This window comes from Streptomyces sp. NPDC029122 (assembly GCF_055569445.1).
The window spans coordinates 1-17,748 of sequence record NZ_JBVHWK010000012.1; the positions used below are offsets into that span (position 1 = coordinate 1).

A 17,748-nucleotide genomic window follows, 5' to 3' on the forward strand; every position below is an offset into this window, starting at 1 on the left:
TTGCACCTGCATTCCCCCACGGGAAGTGGGGTGTCTTTCCTTGGACCACCAACGCCGGTCCCACCACCGTGTTCCGCGGCGGCGAGCTCGAGATCGACTATAGCGCAGCCCCCCAGGTCAGCGCACCCGCGCGGGGTCCGACAATGGTCTGACGCCGACGAAGGGGGGACCGATGCCGCGCCGTCCGCGCGTCATGGCGGTGGCCGTCGCTCTACTGGTCTGCTCGACCGTCTCCACGGCCTGCGGGCCCGGGGCGGGGGCCGGACCGGGGGCGCGCCGCCCGGAGCCGCTGACCGCGGCCGAGCTGCTGTCGGTCCTGCCCTCGGGGAAGGACCTGCCGGGCTTCGTCGTCACGGGCCGCGGGCCGGCCCCCGCCAGGTCGCCCTCCGCCGTGGCCTCCCGGGTCGCCCCCGGGCATCCCGCGGAGTGCCAGGCCCTGGTCGACTTCGAGCTGGACCACGGAGTGCTGCACCGGCCGGCGGCCCGGGTGGTGGCCCGAGTGTCGCCGCGCGCGGGCACCTCGGACACCCGTCGGAACGTCGACTTCGGCAAGCTCCACTCCGTGGCGCTGTCGAGCCACACCGTCGAGGAGGCGTCGGCGGTGCTGGAGTCCCTCAGGAAGGCCGTGCCGCTGTGCGGGGGGGTTCCTTGTGTACACCCTGGCCTACGGCGACCAGGACGCCCGCGTCGTCGTCGGCCGGCGGCCCGCGCCGGCGGCCGGGGACGACGCGGTCGCCTACGACTGGACGGTGCCGGGCATCGCGATGCAGCAGACCGTGCCCGTCACCGTGGTCCGTACCGGCGGCGTCCTCACCGCGTACTCCGGCGCGGTACCGGCCGGGGTCGCACAGGGCCAGCACCGGCGGCTGCGGGCCTTCCTCTCCGGGTCCGCGGGCTGACGGGCGGCCGTTTCGACCGGAGCCCGGGCGCTCGGGCCGCCGGTCAGTCGATCACGATCTCCGTCTCGAACCGGGCGCCCAGTTCCCGCAGGCGCCGCTCGCACTCCTCCCGCGTCGGCGCCGACAGTACGGCGGCCGCGAGGAAGTCGGAGGAGAGGGCGGCCTCTTCGACGACCTCGCCCGGTTCGGCGAAGACCCCGTAGAACTCCACCCAGGGCTCCTCGGGGGTGACCGGGATGGCGCGTACGGTGCCGGGCCGCTTCATCATCAGGACCTGGCCCGCCATACGGACCGGCTCCAGCCGGGCGCCTTCCGCCGGCCCGGCCTGGACGGGCAGCCGCAGCCCCGTCTGCGCCCGCACCGCCAGTTCGACCGGATGCACCCCGAACACCGCGTTCAGCACCTCCCGGATCCGGGCGCCGGCGGGGCGGGAGGCGACCTCGCAGACGACGAGGCGGTCGTCGGGGGTGTGGAAGACCTCCGCGTGGAAGCAGTAGTCCGCCGGGCCGCCGAGGGCGTCGAGTGCCTCCTGCGCCACCTCCAGCAGCCGCGGGGTCAGCGGGTCCGACGGCGCCAGCGTGAGGTCCACCCGGGCGCCGTGGTCCGCCCGGAAGGAGGAGAGGTCGTACTGGTACTGGGACGGCCACGCCATCACCGTGCGGCCGCCCACGACCACGCCGTCCACGTGGCACATCCGGCCCGGGACGAACGCCTCCGCCAGCAGGTCCTCCCGGGGCGCCGCGCCGGGCGGGAAGGCCTCGGCCAGGTGCTGTTCCAGCTCGTCCGCCGTCGTGACGACCCTCAGCCCGATGGAACCGAAGCCGTCCCGGGCCTTGAAGACCAGCGGCAGGCCGTGCTCGTCCGCGAAGTCCCGCGCCCCGTCGGCCGTACCGGGCAGGGCGTACGGGGCGACCTCGACGCCGGCCGCCTCCAGCCGCCGCTTCATCAGCAGCTTGTCCCGGAAGGGCAGCACTTCCCCGGGCAGCTGCCCGGGCAGGCCGAACTTCTCCCGCAGCCGGGCCGCCCGCATCAGGTCCGCCTCGTGGGCGGCGATGACATGCGTGACCCCGTACTCCTCGGCCAGTTCGAGGGCGACGTCGTCGAGGAGTTCCTCGTCCTCGAAGTCGTCGAGCACGACCAGCCTGCGGTAGCCCCCGTCGCCGTCCGGGACCCGTTCGCGGGCGCCCTCGATCCGGTCTCGGGCGGCGATCACCACCACGCCGCCGTCGAGCCCCGCCAGCCAGCGGTCGTACGGGAACGGGCCGAGGGGGAACCGGTGCAGTACGAGCGCGGTCACGCCGCGACCTCCAGCTCTCTGGCGTCGGCGGGCACCGGGGCCGGTGTCACGTCGATGCGGATCCGCGCGGTCAGCCGCTCGCACTGGGCGATCGCGGCGTCGGTGTCGGCCGCCGTCACGGCGGCGAAGCCGAGCCGGTCCCAGTTGTCGCGCAGCGGGCGCACCGGGTCTCCGGGCCCCACGGAGACCTCCACGGCGAGCACGTCGGGGCGGGCGGCGACCTCCTCGACGCCGGAGACGGCCGTGACCGTGCCGGGGTCACGGAGCACGAAGCGGGTGCAGGCGCCCGCGCGTGCCTCCGGGGGTTCCGTGAGGGCCTCGACCAGGCCCAGCGGCCAGGCGACGCCGTAGCCGAGGAGGTCGATCCCGTAGGCGGCCTCGACCAGTTCGTTGATGTGGCCGCCGCCGACCCGGTTGTGGGACTCGATGACGACGGGGCCCCGGGAGGTCAGGCGCAGCTCGGTGTGGCTGGGTCCGTCGGTGACGCCCATCGTGTCGAGGAAGTCCTCGACCGCGGCCGTGATCCGGGCGTGGGCGTCCGGTTCCAGGCGGGCGGGCAGGGCGTGGCCGAGTTCCGCGAAGTGGGTCTCGTCGACGAGCTTCTCGGTCACGGCGATCACCACGTGGCGGCCGGCGAAGCTGAAGGCCTCCACGCTGAACTCGGGTCCGTCGAGGTAGGACTCCATCAGGAACTCGGTGATCCTGTAGAGGGTCGAGCCGCGGTCGGTGTGCCGGCCGCGCAGTTCCTCGATCCGCTCCCAGGTGGCGTCCAGTTCCCCGGCGCCGCCGACGCGGAGCAGGCCGAAGCCGGCGGTGGCGTCGGTGGGCTTGATGATGAAGGGGTAGCCCGCGAGGGCGGCGAAGGCGTCGAGGGAGGCGCGGTCGGTGACCCGGTCCCAGTGGATCGACAGCTTGCCGCGCTCGGTGAGGTGCCGGCGCATCAGGAACTTGTCGCGCATGCGGCGGCTGGCCTCGGGGCCGGTGCCGGGGAAGCCGAAGTGGGCGTTGAGGCGGGCGGCCATGTCCAGGCCGGCCTCGGTGAGGGAGGCGATCGTGTCGAAGCCCCAGACCTCCCGGGCGGCCTCGGCGAGCGGCCGTACGGTGTCCCAGTCGGTGTAGTCGACCATCAGCAGGGCGTCGGCGAGGCCCGTCTGGTAGGCGTTGATCTTGTCGGGGTGCTGGAGGAGCACCACGCGGACGCCCAGCGCCTTGGCGCGTTGGAGGTGCTGGTCCGTGGCGCCGACGAGCAGCAGGGTGCGGTCCGCGGCGCGCGCGGTCGGGGCGGTCATCGCAGTGCTTCCTTCGGGGTGGGAGTGGTCGCGGTGCGCAGTGCGGCGCGGGCCGCGGCGATCCGTTCGGCGGCCCCGGAGGGGGTCGGGGCGTCGACGACGGCGTAGCCGTGGCGGCTGCCGGAGTCGGTGGTGCCGGGCAGGACGTCGCCCGGCGCGTACGGGAAGTGCACGCCGTGCACGTGGTCGAGGGCGCGCAGTTCGTCGATGCCCTCGACGGACTCCAGGCGTCCGGCGGGGAGCTGGAAGAAGCCGATGGAGGCGTACCGGTGCGGTGCGGGGACGGTGACGTCCCCGCCGGCCAGGCCGCGGAAGATCGCGGCCTCCAGGTCGTAGCCGGTGGCGACCTCCACGAGCAGCGGGATCCGGTCACCGCCGAGGCGGGCCTGGGATTCGACGATGCGCGGGCCGGCCGGGGTGAGGATGACCTCGGTGTGGGTGGGGCCGAAGGCGTAGCCGGTGAGGTCGAGCAGGGCGGTGACGGTGTCGCGCACGGCCTCGGCGTCGGCCGGGTCGAGGGGGGCCGGATGGACGTGCCCGGTCTCCACGAACCCGGGCGGTCCGCTGGTCTGCTTGGCGGTGATCCCGACGACGTGGTGGGTGCCGCCGACGGTCAGGGTCTCGACGCTGAACTCGGGGCCTTCGAGGAAGTCCTCGATGATGAAGGGGCCTTCGAAGCCGCCCGCCTTGACCCGCTCGGTCCATTCGTCGAGGTCGTCGGCGGTGCGGACCAGTGCGATCCCCCGGCTGCCGGCCGTGTTGGTGGGCTTGACCACGGCGGGCAGTCCGAACCGGGCGAGCAGCGGCTCCACTTCGGCGAGGGTCTCGGCCCGCCGGGCGCGGACGACGGAGACGCCGCCGGCGTTGAGCAGGCCGCGCATCGCGTGCTTGTCGTTGAGCAGTCGTACGGATTCGGCGGTGTTCGGCGACAGGCCGAGGGCCTCGGCTTCGGCGAGCACGGGGGCCATGGTGGCTTCGCTGCCGAGGTGCAGGACGTACTGGACGTCGTGCTCCAGGGCCGTCCTGGCGACGAGGGCGCGCAGGGCAGCCTCGTCCTTGAAGTCGACCAGGGCCAGTTCCCGCGAGTGCGCGGCGACGGCGTCGAGGTAGTCGGGCGGGCGCAGCGCCGGGTCCCAGATCGACCAGACCTGGAATCCCGCTTCGACGGCCTTGCGTACGAGCTGTTCGTACGGCATCACCATCAGGATGCGGCCGGGCTCGCGGGGCGGGGTCATGACGTGGCTCCGTTCTGGGCCGGCGCGGTCGCCGGCGGGGCGGGCGGCCGTTCGGCGGCGGGTTCCCGCTCCGCGGCGGTGCGGCGGGATCCGCGCAGCGGCAGCAGGGAGCGGTAGACGAGGATGGCGCCGAGGCCGAAGGCGCCGTAGAGGATGCTCATGCCGGCCGGGGAGAGGAAGGCTCCCACGGTCACGCAGACCGATCCGACGAGCAGGCCGATGCGGGGCACCAGGCCGTAGGCGGCGAGGTACTTGGTGCGGGCCGCCGGGTCCACCAGGTCGGCCAGGAGGGCCTGCTTGACCGGTACGTTCGCGATCTCCCCGAGGGTGAAGACGACGGCGGCGGCGATCAGGATCCAGCCGTTGTCGCTGACGGCGAGGACCATGTGGCCGACGGTGAAGAGGGCGATCCCGGCGTAGAGGCGAACCCGGTCGGACAGCCGGCGGAACATGCTGCCGGTGAAGAGGGCGAAGCCGACGACCAGGACGGTGTTGACCGCCCGCAGGATGCCGAGCATGGCGACGCCGTCCACGGAGGGGAACCACCGCTCCAGGCCGGCCAGTGCCTGTTCGGGGAAGTCGTCGGCGAGGCGGACGGCGATGTAGTAGCCGATCTGGACCTCGATGGCCCGGGTGAGGAGCGCGGCCCCCACCAGCCTCAGGAACACCCGGTCCCGGGAGACGGCGAGGTAGCCGCGGAGCATGGCCGGGATGCCGGACGCCTGGCCCCCGGTGGGCTCCGGGGCGCTCTCGGCGATCCGCCACCAGGTGACCAGGGCGGTCGCCAGGGAGAGCGCGGCCGCGGCCGTCAGCAGCAGGGCGAAGTGCTCTCCGTAGAAGAAGCCGCCGATCAGGGCGCCGACGGTGAACGCCATGTTGATCGACCAGTAGTTGACCGTGTAGACGAGCCGGCGGTTCTCGGGGGTGGAGACGTCGATCATCATCGCCTCGGCGGCGGGCGTGGCGGCGCTGGCGAGGCAGGTGTTGAGCAGGAAGAGGAGGAAGGTGGCCGCCCCGGACTGCCACCAGGGCGAGTTGGCCAGGGCGAGCAGAGCGAAGGTGAGCGCCGCCCCCACCTCGCCGGCGACCATCAGCGGCTTGCGGCCGTGGACGTCCGCGAGGTGGCCCCCGACGAAGTTGCTGGCGATGCCCGCCGCGGCCACGGCCATGGTCAGCACTCCGGCCGCGGCCGCGCCGTACAGCGTGGCGAGGTGGATGACCATCAGCGGCATCAGCATGATGCCGAGCATCCGCTGGACGAATCCGATGCCGAGCCTCAGCTTGATGTTCGGATGGAGCTGACGGAAGTTCACGCCGGGTTCCTTCGGGGGTGGGGGACGGGGCGGGGGCGCCCGGGCGCGGACGGTCAGGACTTGGCGGTCAGGGCCGGAGCCGGGTTCGGGACCGGGGCGGGGACCGGGGCGGGAGCCGGGGCCGGCTGCTGGGCGGGCCGGGCGGCGGGGGCGGAGGATTCGTTCCAGAGGCTGAGGTAGCGCTCGCCGGTGTCGGGCAGGATCGTGACGATCGAGGCGCCGATGTAGTCCGGGTGCGCGGCCAGCCGGGCGCAGGCGTGGGCGACGGCGCCGGAGGAGACGCCGACGAAGATGCCCTGCTCGCGGGCGAGCGCGCGGGCGCCGGTCATGGCCTCCTCGTCGGTGACGGTGACGACGCTGTCGATCAGGGAGACGTCGGTGGTGGGGGCCACGAAGCCGCCGTTGAGGCCCGGGATCCGGTGCAGGCCGCCCGTGCCCTGGGAGAGCACCGGCGAGTTCTCCGGCTCGACCGCGACCACGCGGATCGCCGGATTCTGCTCCTTCAGGTACTTCGCGACGCCGCTGAGGGTGCCCCCGGTGCCGACGCCGCAGACCAGTACGTCGATCCGGCCCGCCGTGTCGGCCCAGATCTCGGGGCCGGTGGTCTCGTAGTGGGCGCGCACGTTGTCGCTGTTCTCGTGCTGGCAGGCGAACCAGGACCCGGGGGTGGCCGCGTGCAGCTCCTCGGCCCTGGCGATGGCGCCGGGGTAGCCCGCGTCGCGGGGCGTCAGCACGACCTCCGCGCCCAGGGCCTTGAGCAGGGCGATCCGCTCGGCGGTGGCACTGTCCGGCAGCACGATGACGCAGCGGTACCCGCGGGACGCGGAGAGGGCGGCCAGGGAGATGCCGGTGTTCCCGGAGGTCGCCTCGATGACGGTGCCGCTGCCGGGCGTCAGTTCGCCGCGCTCCTCGGCGGCGCGCAGCATGGCGAGGGCCGCCCGGTCCTTGCTGGTGGACATCGGGTTGGCGGACTCCAGTTTGGCCAGTACCTCGGCGCCCGGGGCGGAGTCGTCGAAGTGCAGTCGGATCAGCGGGGTCGAGCCGACCAGGTCCGCGATGCTGTCTGCGATGCGGCGCGTCTCACGGCTTTCCACGTGTGGTTCCTCACAAGTCAGGTCGTACGGCTGCGTGCCGGGCGGACGGATGCGGTCCGCCGGGCCCGGTGCGGCGTTCGTGTGGGGGGCGTTCGGCAGGGCCGCGCGGATCGCGGCGGTGCCGGGCTGAGGACGGTGCGGTGTGGGGCGCGGCTACCAGGAGCCGGCCGAGGCCGTCATCGCGTACAGGTCCTCCATGGGCTGCGGCCGCTGGCCGACGGGCTTGATCACCGCGGTGGCGGCGAGGACCCGGGCGCCCGCGGGCACGTCCTTGTTCACGAGGGCCTGGGCTCCGATGACGGCGTGCGCACCGATGGTGACCGGCCCGAGCACGGTCGCGTTGGTGCCGAGTACGACGTGGGCGCCGACGACCGGGTGCCTGCGGTCCCCCTCGGGCCGGTTGTTGTCGCTCCACCAGCCGACCGCTCCCAGGGTCACCTGGTGGTAGATGGTCACGTCGTCCCCGACGACGGCGGTTTCGCCGATCACGACGGCGGCGCCGTGGTCGATGAACACGCGGCGGCCGAGCACCGCACCGGGGTGGATCTCCACCGATGTGCTGCGGCGGGCGTTCCACGCGATGAGCCGCGCGATCATCCGGTGTCCGCGCAGGTGCAGCCGGTGCGCGATCCGGTGGGCCCAGAGCGCGGGGAGGGCGGCGTGCAGCAGGGCCTCGCGGCGGTTGCGCATGGAGGGGTCGCGGGCGACGACGACCTCCAGGTCCTCCTTCATGATCCGGAACAGGCCGGGCTTCGAGGCCGCCATCAGACCAGCACCTCCTCGCGGTCGCCGGCCACGGCGAGCTCGGCGATCAGGGCCCGGGTCAGGCTCTCCAGCCGGGTGACGAGCCCGGCGTCGGTGTAGCGGCCGTCCTCGGAGGCGACCGTGCCGGCGCGGGCTACGGCGACCGGCTCGTGCTCGACGACCCGGGCGCCGCAGCGGGCGAGTACGCCGATCAGTCCGGTCTGCGCGTCGAGACCGCCGCGCGCTCCGGGAGAGGCGCTGGTCACGGCGGCCACCTTGCCGGTCAGCGGGCTCGGGCGGTCGCCCTGCGCCCGGGACAGCCAGTCCAGGGCGTTCTTCAGCGCGCCGGGCATCTCGCCGTTGTAGGAGGGGGTGCTGATGAACAGCGCGTCCGCGCCGGTGACCAGCTCCTTGGCGGCGCGGACGGCGGCCGAGCCGTCGGTGCGCTCCAGTTCGGCCTCGTAGTGGGGCAGCTCGCCGACGGGGAGCAGCACGCTCTCGTGCTCACCGGGCAGGTTCCCGAGGATGTGGCGCACGGTGGCCAGTACGGCGGTGTTCGCCGAATCGCCTCGGGTGCTGCCGGATATCAGAACGATCTTCACTGGTGGAACTCCTTCTCCTCAGCCTTCCGGTCGGCAGGCCTTCGACTGGTCGAGACTCACGCCTGCGTTCCGGGCCTCCCGGGTCCCTGCCGCTCGGCCGCGCGGGCCTGGGGCGCGGCGGCCGGGCACCGGGGTGCTCGAGCGGGACGGTCCGGCCCGCGTCCTGGTCGTAACCGTGTCAGCTCGAACCGATGCCGTGCTCGACTGCGGCTCGCGCCCCGGCGGAGGGTCGCTCCAGGCACGGCCGCGGCGTGCCGGTCGGCTGGTGGGGGAGGCGACGGACGCCGCGCCGCGAGGCCGACGGCGGCCGGGAGCGCGGAAGGGACGGATGGCGGGGAAGCGCCGTGCCGCGCGGGCCCGATGGTGATCAGCGGGCCGGGGTGCCAGGCTGGAGGGAGCAGCCACAGCTGAGGCTCCCCCGGACCTGTTCGAGTCAGCAGGAGGTGGAAGCCCGTGAGGATCCGCCCTTCACGCAGCAGTACCCGTACCACGGTCTCGCTGGCCGTGGCCACGGTCCTGTCCGCCGCGCTCGTGCCGTTGGCGGCGCCGTCCGCGACCGCCGTGAGCTGCGACACCGCGGCGGCCGCCCGGCCGCCGGGCGGGGGCCTCCAGGAGCGGGACGCGGTCCTGTGCCTCATCAACGCCCAGCGCACACAGCGGGGCCTGCCCGCCCTGACGGGCAACCAAGCCCTGACGGACGCGGCCCGGCAGCACACCGCCGCGGCCGTACAGCTGAAGTGGTGGGGGCCCTGGAAGGATTCGCACACCAACCCGCGGACCGGCTCCACTCCGCAGAGCCGCATCATGGGTGCCGGCTACTGCCCCAACCCCCGGTCCTGGGGGGTCTCCGAGATCACCTACAACGGCTGGGGCGGCTCCGGCACACCGAACGCCGCCGTCAAGTGGTGGATGAACAGCCCGGGTCACCGCGCGATCATCCTCGACTCCTCGCTGCGCGAGTTCGGCGGCTGGGCGCAGGCCGGTGCGGCCGACCCGGCGGGGGCCCGCGCGAGCGGTGCCGGAACGTACGTCGTGGACTTCGGCCGCTGTCTGCGGTGAGAGGCGGCCGGCCACATAGGCGGCGGGCGCCCGTCGGCCGTCCGTGGAGCTCCGCCCGCCGGCGGAGCTCCACGGACGGCCTCCGGGCGGTGGTCAGGCCGCGCCGGTCACCACATCACGGGCAGGCGCTCGGGCAGGCGCTTCATGAAGCCCGTGCGCCACACGAGCTGCTCGACCGGCACGGCCAGCCGTATGCGGGGCATGGCCTTGAGGAGGGCGAGCAGCGCGGTCTCGGCGTGCTTCTTGCCGAGGGCGGTGGCCGGGCAGTAGTGCGAGCCGCCGCCGAAGGAGAAGTGCGCGGAGGAGTTGGGGCGGGTGAAGTCGAGGCGGTGCGGGTCCGGGAAGACGGAGGGGTCGAAGTTGGCGCCCTCGGGCAGCACCAGTACCAGTTCGCCCGCCTTGACCCGGACGTCGCCCAGGGTCATGTCCTCCATGACGAGGCGCGGCAGGCCGTCGCCGATGGACAGGTTGATCCGCAGCAGCTCGTCCACGGCCTGGGGCATCAGCTCCGGGTGGTCGGCGAGGTAGTCGGACTCCTCCGGGTGGGTGAGCAGGGTGACCAGCGCCATGGCGAGGAAACCGGCGGTGGAGATGACCCCCGCGCCGAAGAGGGTGACGCCGACCGTCGCGAACATCTCGTCGGTGACGTGTTCGTAGCCCTCCGTGCCGCGCAGCCGGGCGAGGTCGCCGATGAGGCCGTGCTCGGTGTCGTCGAGGCGCTCCTTCATGTACGCGATGTCGCGGTCCCAGTTCAGGCGCGCGGCCGGGATCTCCCGGGCGCTGTTCATGAAGGCGACGGGCAGCGACTCCGCCAGGCGCGGGGCGGCGTCGTGGGGGATGCCGAGGATCTGGCAGTGCATCGCCTCGGAGAACGGGTCGGTGAACATGGTGCGGACGTCGACGGGGGCGCCGTGCTGGAGCATCCGCTCGACCAGTTCGGCGGCGTGCTCGTCCATCCACTGCTGGAGTCCGGGAGACTTGGGGTTGATGGCCTTCATCACGGCCTTGCGCAGGCCGGCGCCGGTGATGTTGCCCATGTTGTTGACGACCTCCGGGGGGATCGTCAGCGCGTACTGGCGGGGCACGCCCGGGTCGGAGGTGTTCTTGAGGCTGAACCGGTCGTCCTCGAGGACCTGCTTGACGAGCTCGTAGGAGGAGACCAGCCAGGCCTCGGCTCCGGCGATGGTGCGGACCTTCGCCACCGGGGGCAGTTCGTCGACCTGGGTGGGCAGGTGCGTTCCGTCCCACGTGAAGGGGAATTCGAGGATCGGCTCCGCGTGGGTGGTCACAGCTGGTCTCCTTCGGTGGCGGGGGTGACGACGGCGTGGCCCTGGTTGCGGGAGGCCCGCAGTCCGGCGCCGCGCGAGTAGAGCAGGTCCGCCATCGGCAGCGCCTGGTGGTAGCAGTTCAGCGACGAGGGGACGCCGAGGATCGCGGGGGTGTCCAGGAAGAGCGGCGCTTCGGCGCACACGTAGTCCAGGCAGACGGCCCGCTGGTGTTCGGTGGCCTGCTGGCCGCCGAGGACCTTCGACGACAGGAAGATGTCGACGAGTTCGTTGCAGGTCTGCGCGAACGCCGGGTCGGTGTGCAGCCGGTCCAGCAGGTCGGCGTGCATGCGGTCGTAGGCGGGGATGCCCTGGAGCGAGGACATCGGTCTGCCGCGCAGCCGGGTGCCGGACGGGTCGATGTCGGCGACCGCGTTGGTCACCTTGGCGCGTACGCCGCGCAGGTTCTTGACGGTCTTTCGGCGGGCCTCGTCGGGGGGATAGCCCGTGGCCTCGTACATCTCGGCCACGTGCAGGTCCGTGTAGATGAGGTCGGCCTGCGCGAAGTTGTCGAGCGCCCACTCGGCGAGTGCGTGCACGCGCTGGGCGGAGAAGTAGGAGTTGCCGGGGGAGATGCCGATGACGGCGTGGTCGCCTTCGTCGGCGATGACCTGGCAGTGCGGTGTGTACGCGTCGACACGGAAGGCACTGGTTCGAGTGGCTGTTGTCATGGGAGTGGTCGCATCCCTGTCGCCGCGATTCCCCGCGCGGACCCCGTGTCCCCAGGTGCGGCGGCGACGAGCTGAAGCTATACGAACACGCGAGCCGTCGGACGATTACCGTGGAGTTCGTCTCGGTTACTGAAACCGCATGTTGCCCCAGTCAACTGCAACGGGCTGTAAGCGCGTTGATCCGGACGGTAAAGTGACGTTCCGCCACGTCCGCTGGCGCGTCGGCCCTTTCGGAAGCAACATTCCGTTTTGAGCGGTATCAGGGCTTCCGCTGTGCCGACGGGGCGTGCAGCGTGCCCGGCGCCACGCGCGACGGGACGTCCGCGGTGCCGGTCAGCCCGTGGCTGCCTGTGCCGGGCGGGCGACGCCCCGGCGATTCGGGGCTCCGGGACGGGGCCGTGGTGGTGCGCGGGGTTACCGTCGGCGGCATGGACCGGATGCGCCGGGGGTGGCGGCAGTGCGTGCTCGGCGGGGCGGTGTTCGCCGTGTGCATGGCGGGCACCACGCTGCCGACCCCGCTCTACGGCCTCTACCAGGAGAAGTTCGGCTTCTCCGAGCTGACCGTGACCGTCGTGTACGCCGTGTACGCCTTCGGGGTCATCGGGGTGCTGCTGCTGGCCGGCAACGCCTCCGACACCGTGGGCAGACGGCCGGTGCTGCTGGCGGGGCTGGGCTTCGCGGCGGCGAGCGCGGGGTGCTTCCTGTGCGCCACCGGACTGGGCTGGCTGTACGCGGGGCGGCTGCTGTCGGGGCTGTCCGCCGGCCTGTTCACGGGGGCCGCCACGGCGTACGTGATCGAGTCGGCGCCGGCGGACGGCGGCGGCCGGGCCACCTTCGTGGCGACGGCCGCCAACATGGGCGGGCTGGGCTGCGGTCCGCTGCTGGCCGGACTGCTCGCGCAGTACGCCCCCCGCCCGCTCTACCTGCCGTTCACCGTGCACCTCGCCCTGGTGGCGGCCTCGGTCGCCGTCCTGCTGGGGCTCGGGGAGACCGTACGGCAGCGGCGGCCGGCGGCCACCGTACGGCCGCAGCGGCCGGGGCTGCCGCCGCCGGTACGGCCGGTGTTCGGGCCGGCGGCGACCGCCTCCTTCGTGGGGTTCGCGCTGTTCGGCGTGTTCACCTCGGTCAGCCCGGCGTTCCTCGCGCGGTCCCTGGGGGTGCACAACCACGCCGTGAGCGGGCTGGTCGTCGCGCTGGCCTTCTTCGCGTCGACCGCGGGACAGCTGGCGGTGGGCCGGGTCGGCGCCCGGCGGTCGCTGCCCCTGGGCTGCGCGGGGCTCCTCGCCGGGCTGGCGCTGCTCGCGGGGGCGCTGTACTGGGACCTCCTGGTGCTGGTGGTGCTGAGCGCGCTGGTCGGCGGGGCCGGCCAGGGGCTGGCTTTCCGCGGGGCGCTGTCCGTAGTGGCGCGGGCATCGCCGGCCGACCGGCGCGCCGCGGTGATCTCGACGCTCTTCGTGGTGGCGTACGCGGGCATCTCGGTGCCGGTCATCGGTGTGGGCGTACTGGTGGAGCCGATCGGGCTGGAGGGCGCGGGGCTGGTGTTCATCGCCTGCATGGCGGTCCTGGTCTCGGCCGCCGGGGCCTACCTGCTGCGCCGTGCGGGCAGCTGAGGCGCGGTCAGGCCTCCGGAGCGGTGCCGTCGTCGGCCGGCGCCTCGACGGCCGCCGGGTCGAGGATGCGGTTGAGGAAGTTGCGGGTGCGTTCGTGCCGGGGGCGGGTGACGACCTGTTCCGCGGGCCCCTGCTCGACGATCACGCCGTCGTCCATGAACACGACCCGGTCCGCGACCTCCCGGGCGAAGCTCATCTCGTGGGTGACGACCATCATCGTCATCCCCTCCCCCGCCAGGACCCGCATCACCGACAGCACCTCGCCGACGAGTTCCGGGTCGAGCGCCGAGGTCGGCTCGTCGAAGAGCATCACCTCGGGTCCCATCGACAGGGCGCGGGCGATCGCCACCCGCTGCTGCTGGCCGCCGGACAGCTGGGCCGGGTAGGCGTCCGCCTTGCCCGCGAGGCCGACCCGCTCCAGGTTCTCCCGGGCGACGGCTGCGGCCTTCTCCTTGTCCGTGCCGAGGACCCTCCGCTGCGGGAGGGTGAGGTTGGCGGTGACGCTGATGTGCGGGAAGAGGTTGAACTGCTGGAAGACCATGCCGATGCGGCGGCGCGCGGCGTCGATGTCGACATCGGGGTCGGTGAGTTCCGTACCGCCGACGAAGACCCGGCCCCGGCTGGGCTCCTCCAGCAGGTTCACACAGCGCAGCAGCGTCGATTTGCCCGAGCCGGAGGGGCCGATGACGCACACCACCTCGCCTCGGGCGATGTCGAGGTCGATGCCCCGCAGGACATGGTTGTCGCCGAAGGACTTGTGCAGTCCCCGGATCTCGATCTCCGGGCGGTCGTTGCCCATCGTGTCCCCCGTTCCCGTCGTCTGTGGCATCGGTTCCTCACGTGGCCTTGTCGGCGCGGGCCTCGAGCCGGCGCACCACGAAGCTGAGCGGCACGGTCACGAGGAGGTAGCACAGGCCCGCGACGAGGATGGGGGTGGAGTTCGCGGTCTCGCTGGCGAGGTCGCGGCCGAATTTCGTCAGCTCCCGCTCCTCCAGCGTCACGCCCAGGAAGAGCACCAGCGAGGAGTCCTTGAAGAGGAGGACCAGTTCGTTGGTGAGCGGGGGGATGACGATGCGGAACGCCTGGGGGATGACCACGGACACCATGGCGCGGCCGTGCGAGAAGCCCAGGGAGCGGGCCGCTTCCATCTGCCCCTTGGGCACGGCCTGGATGCCGGCGCGGATGGTCTCCGCCATGTAGGCGGCGGCGACCAGGCCGAGGCCGAGCGCGACCTTCCCGTACGTACCGCCGGGGATGGCGGTGCCGGGGAAGGCCAGCGGTACCGCCACGCCGACGAAGATGAAGATCAGCAGCGCGGGCAGGCCCCGGAACAGCTCGATGTAGACGCTCGCGACCCAGCGGTACGGGGCCACCGAGGACAGCCTCATCATGGCGATGACCAGGCCGAGCACCAGGCCGAAGAGGAACCCGGAGAGGGTGTACACCACCGTGTTCCGCAGGGCGATGGTGATGATCTTCGGGAAGAGCCTGAGCGCCAGGTCCGTCTGTGCGAACTGGTTCCGCAGCCGGTCCCAGTCGGCGAGTACGCCGACCAGGACCAGCGCGGCCGCGAAGACCGCGTACTGGACGCCCTGCCAGACCCGGCGCCGCTGCCGCCGGGTGAGCCGTGAGGTCACGACGCGGCCTGGGGCAGCGGGCCGATCCACTGTTCGTAGGTCTTCTTGTAGGTGCCGTCGGCCTTGGCGTCGGTGATCACCTTGTCGATCGCGGCGAGCAGGGCGGTGTTGCCCTTCTTCACGGAGAAGCCGTACTTCTCGCCGGTCTCGATGTTCTGGCCGAGGACGAACGCCGAGGCGTTCGCCGGGTCCTTGAGCCAGCCCTGGACGACCGGGTAGTCGATGACGACGGCGTCGACCTGGCCCGTGCGCAGTCCGTTGAGCACCGCGTCCGAACTCTCGAAGGCGACGGGGTCGAAGCCCTGCGCCTTGGCGTAGCTCTCGCCGGTGGTCTCGGCCTGCGCGCCCAGTTTCTTCGCCTTGGCCTTGACGTCGGCGAGGGAGGTGATGCCGCTCTTCTTCGTCGAGAGCAGTGCCTGGGTCGCGTCGAAGTAGGGGACGGAGAAGTCGACGTTCTTCTTGCGCTCGTCGGTGATGGTCATGCCGGCCGCGGCGAGGTCGCACTGACCGGAGTTGAGGAAGGCACCCGTCTTGAAGTTCTCGAACGGCGTGTCGAGGATCTTCTGTTCGACTCCGAGCTTCTTCGCGACGAGGTCGATCAGGGCCACGTCGAAGCCGACGACCTTGCCGTTCTGCTCGAACTGGAACGGCGGGTAGGGCAGGTGGGTGCAGGTGGTCAGCTTGCCCTTCTCGACGACCGGTACGCCCCCTGCCGCCTCCCCCGGTCCGCTGTCGCCGGAGGAGCAGCCCACGGCCAGGAACATGCCCGCGGCGGCGGCCGCGGCGGCCAGGGCGCGCGGACGCCGGCGGGAGGGGTGGTGGTGAGCGGCGTCGCGGTGACTGCGGTGTCCTTCGGCCGTCCGGAACACGGTGGACCTCCACGGGTGCGGGGGGGAGCGGCGGTCGCGGGAGGAGACCGTCCGTCGAGATCGTAAGCCCCGGCGGCACACCGGCAAGGGACCATTCGCGATGCGGCGCGAACCGTCCGGCCGTACGGAGCCACGAAACAAGAAGTCCCGGAGGCAAAGGGCGTATGACCTTCACGATGCGTTCGCGTAAGCGCTCCGTCAACGGATTCGCGTTCCGGCCGACGGGCGGTTCACCGCGCTCTGCGGAAATGCGCTGATGGGAGCCCTGACGCAGTCCCGAACGGCGGGCGCGAGGGCTTCCCCGCGCGTTCGCTACGTGTGCGGGAACACATGTCACGGCAGTGGACCTCATGCCAGGATCGGGGCGGGGCGACGCGGATTCCTTCATATGCCGACACATCCTCACTTCCCGGTCGCCCCCGACCGTCATGGGTGCGGGGACCTCCCCGCGGCCACCACGGGCCGGAGGGACCGGAATTCGACCACGGGTCGAGCGGGTTTCCCCTCACCTTCCATGCCCGACACTCCCGGGAAGGCGAATATCGTGACACGTCTGCGCCATGGAAACAGGTTGTTGCACAAACTCTCGGTCCCCCTCGGGTCCCGCCCCCCGGGGAGGGCGCAGCCGGCCCGGGGAAGGCGATTACCGGGCTCCCGGTCGCTGCCCGAGCCCGCCCGGGTACCGGCCGTACCCGAGGTGGAGCTGCCCGGCACGCCACTGGACTGGATCGAGCCGTTCGTCGGCGCCGAGCGGACGGAGACCGTACGGGACACCCTGCGCGGAGTGCGTGAGCTGCTCGACGGGCGCGCCGTATGGCACATCAGCGACAACCCGGTACGGGGCGGGGTCGCCGAACTCCTGCGGGCCAATCTGCCCTATCTCGCGGGCGAGGGCATTTCCACCCGCTGGGCCACCATCGGCGGGCCGCCCGAATTCCGCGCTTTCACCAAGTCCCTGTACTACCGGCTGTGCGGAGTGGCTCCGGGGGTCAAGGCCGCGGACCTCGAGCGGGGCCGCCGGCTGTACGAACGGATATGCGCGGAAACCGCGGCGCGGCTCGTCCCCGCCATGGACCGGCGTTCCATCGTCGTCCTCCACGACCACCAGACGGCCGGACTCATTCCCCATCTTCGCGAAGCGGGATGCACCGTGCTGTGGCGGGTTCATGTCGGCACGGCCCTGCGGGAGGACCTCGCGGCACCCGGATGGGAATTCCTGCACCCCTACATTTCCTCCGCGCATTGCCACATCACTTCTTATCCCGGAATCCTGCCCGCCGGACCGCCGGCGGTGGACCGCCGTATCGTCCAGCCGTCCATCGATCCGCTCTCGCCCAAGAACATCCCGCTGCACCCGGACGCGGACCCGTCCCGCCTGCTGGCCGGTGCGGGGCTGATCGAGGAAGCGGGCGGCGCCCCTCGAGGGCGGCACGCCCTGACCGACCTCCTGGTACGCCACCCGGCGCGCGTGGTGCGCGCCGGCGGACCGGCCCCGGCGGGCGCGCCCCTGGTGACCCAGGTGAGCCGCTGGGACCGGGTCAAGGACATCCCGGGGGTGATCCGGGGCTTCGCCGACTACGTCGATCCGGCCTTCGGAGCCCACCTGATGCTGGTCGGCCCGGATACCCGGGGCGACCGGCAGGCCGAGCGGGTCTTCGCCGAGTGCCGCCGGGCGTGGGAGGACCTCGGCCCGCGGGGGCGGCGCGTCCACCTCGTCCAAGTGCCGACGGACAACCGGTCGGAGCACGCCCTCACCGTCAACGCCGTCCAGCGCCACTCGGCCGTGGTGATCCAGAAGAGCCTGGCCGAGGGCTTCGGCCTGACCGTGTCCGAGGCGGCCTGGAAGGGGCGGCCCGTGGTGGCCGCCCCCGTCGGGGGGATCCGGGAACAGGTCGAGCACGGCACGACGGGGCTGCTGCTCTCGGACCCCCGGGACCTGCGCGGGCTCGGGGAGGCCGTCAACCGGCTGCTTTCGGACCGGGATTACGCGGAGGAACTCGGCAGGAACGGCCATCAGCGCGTGCTGCGGCGCTTCCTCACCGACAGCAGCGTCCTCGGCTTCGCGCGGGTCCTCGCGGACGCCGCCCAGCGCTACCAGTAGAGG

General features: G+C 72.4%; 16 protein-coding genes. 4 read left to right on the forward strand and 12 right to left on the reverse strand.

Annotation, left to right across the window (positions count from 1 at the left end):
* Positions 1-650: 650 nt before the first annotated feature.
* Positions 651-899, forward strand: a complete 249-nt coding sequence (locus ACZ4WZ_RS16280) for a hypothetical protein (protein ID WP_467890542.1) — start codon at positions 651-653, stop codon at positions 897-899.
* A 43-nt stretch (positions 900-942) separates the two neighbouring features.
* Here ACZ4WZ_RS16280 and ACZ4WZ_RS16285 read toward each other — a convergent pair whose 3' ends face one another.
* The 7 genes from ACZ4WZ_RS16285 to ACZ4WZ_RS16315 all read right to left on the reverse strand — a co-directional run bounded on the left by ACZ4WZ_RS16285 (position 943) and on the right by ACZ4WZ_RS16315 (position 8,473).
* Complete coding sequence (locus ACZ4WZ_RS16285) at positions 943-2,196, reverse strand: ATP-grasp domain-containing protein (protein WP_467890545.1); 1,254 nt, start codon at positions 2,194-2,196, stop codon at positions 943-945.
* Positions 2,193-3,485 (reverse strand): ATP-grasp domain-containing protein, encoded by a 1,293-nt coding sequence (locus ACZ4WZ_RS16290; RefSeq protein ID WP_467890548.1) that lies wholly within the window; start codon positions 3,483-3,485, stop codon positions 2,193-2,195. Before ACZ4WZ_RS16290 ends, ACZ4WZ_RS16285 begins: the two co-directional genes overlap by 4 nt.
* Positions 3,482-4,720, reverse strand: coding sequence for an ATP-grasp domain-containing protein (locus ACZ4WZ_RS16295; RefSeq protein WP_467890551.1), 1,239 nt, complete (start codon positions 4,718-4,720; stop codon positions 3,482-3,484). The genes ACZ4WZ_RS16290 and ACZ4WZ_RS16295 overlap by 4 nt, the downstream gene beginning before the upstream one ends.
* Positions 4,717-6,033, reverse strand: a complete 1,317-nt coding sequence (locus ACZ4WZ_RS16300) for an MFS transporter (RefSeq protein WP_467890553.1) — start codon at positions 6,031-6,033, stop codon at positions 4,717-4,719. Before ACZ4WZ_RS16300 ends, ACZ4WZ_RS16295 begins: the two co-directional genes overlap by 4 nt.
* Positions 6,034-6,086: 53 nt before the next feature.
* Positions 6,087-7,127: a PLP-dependent cysteine synthase family protein gene (locus ACZ4WZ_RS16305; protein WP_467890556.1), complete on the reverse strand. Its 1,041-nt coding sequence runs from the start codon at positions 7,125-7,127 to the stop codon at positions 6,087-6,089.
* Positions 7,128-7,280: 153 nt separating this feature from the next.
* The gene (epsC, locus tag ACZ4WZ_RS16310; protein WP_388940356.1) at positions 7,281-7,892 is read right to left on the reverse strand and encodes a serine O-acetyltransferase EpsC; all 612 of its coding nucleotides are present in this window, start codon (positions 7,890-7,892) and stop codon (positions 7,281-7,283) included.
* Complete coding sequence (locus tag ACZ4WZ_RS16315; RefSeq protein WP_467890558.1) at positions 7,892-8,473, reverse strand: NADPH-dependent FMN reductase; 582 nt, start codon at positions 8,471-8,473, stop codon at positions 7,892-7,894. Before ACZ4WZ_RS16315 ends, epsC begins: the two co-directional genes overlap by 1 nt.
* A 453-nt stretch (positions 8,474-8,926) precedes the next feature.
* On the opposite strand from ACZ4WZ_RS16315, the gene ACZ4WZ_RS16320 reads away from it, so the two are divergent.
* Entirely contained in the window at positions 8,927-9,532 is a 606-nt protein-coding gene (locus ACZ4WZ_RS16320; protein WP_467890560.1) for a CAP domain-containing protein, read from the forward strand.
* A 107-nt stretch (positions 9,533-9,639) separates the two neighbouring features.
* On the opposite strand, the gene ACZ4WZ_RS16325 is transcribed toward ACZ4WZ_RS16320, so the two are convergent.
* Positions 9,640-10,821, reverse strand: coding sequence for a cytochrome P450 (locus tag ACZ4WZ_RS16325; protein ID WP_467890563.1), 1,182 nt, complete (start codon positions 10,819-10,821; stop codon positions 9,640-9,642).
* Positions 10,818-11,528, reverse strand: coding sequence for a cyclodityrosine synthase (locus ACZ4WZ_RS16330; protein ID WP_467890566.1), 711 nt, complete (start codon positions 11,526-11,528; stop codon positions 10,818-10,820). Before ACZ4WZ_RS16330 ends, ACZ4WZ_RS16325 begins: the two co-directional genes overlap by 4 nt.
* Positions 11,529-11,956: 428 nt before the next feature.
* Here ACZ4WZ_RS16330 and ACZ4WZ_RS16335 point away from each other — a divergent pair, with 428 nt between their 5' ends.
* A complete protein-coding gene (locus ACZ4WZ_RS16335) occupies positions 11,957-13,138 on the forward strand; it encodes an MFS transporter (RefSeq protein WP_467890568.1) in 1,182 nt (393 codons plus the stop codon).
* A gap of 7 nt (positions 13,139-13,145) precedes the next feature.
* Here the strand turns inward: ACZ4WZ_RS16335 and ACZ4WZ_RS16340 are convergent, their stop codons facing one another.
* From ACZ4WZ_RS16340 to ACZ4WZ_RS16350, 3 genes are read right to left on the reverse strand one after another with little or no spacing between them, the layout of a single operon-like run.
* Entirely contained in the window at positions 13,146-13,937 is a 792-nt protein-coding gene (locus tag ACZ4WZ_RS16340; protein WP_467890875.1) for an amino acid ABC transporter ATP-binding protein, read from the reverse strand.
* 37 nt (positions 13,938-13,974) lie between these two features.
* Positions 13,975-14,775 carry an amino acid ABC transporter permease gene (locus tag ACZ4WZ_RS16345; protein ID WP_388940343.1) on the reverse strand — a complete coding sequence of 267 codons (801 nt, stop codon included), beginning with the start codon at positions 14,773-14,775 and terminating at the stop codon, positions 13,975-13,977.
* Positions 14,772-15,539 carry an ABC transporter substrate-binding protein gene (locus ACZ4WZ_RS16350; protein WP_467890877.1) on the reverse strand — a complete coding sequence of 256 codons (768 nt, stop codon included), beginning with the start codon at positions 15,537-15,539 and terminating at the stop codon, positions 14,772-14,774. Before ACZ4WZ_RS16350 ends, ACZ4WZ_RS16345 begins: the two co-directional genes overlap by 4 nt.
* Positions 15,540-16,341: 802 nt before the next feature.
* Between ACZ4WZ_RS16350 and ACZ4WZ_RS16355 the strand changes: the two genes are divergently transcribed.
* Entirely contained in the window at positions 16,342-17,745 is a 1,404-nt protein-coding gene (locus tag ACZ4WZ_RS16355; RefSeq protein WP_467890571.1) for a glycosyltransferase, read from the forward strand.
* Positions 17,746-17,748: the final 3 nt, after the last annotated feature.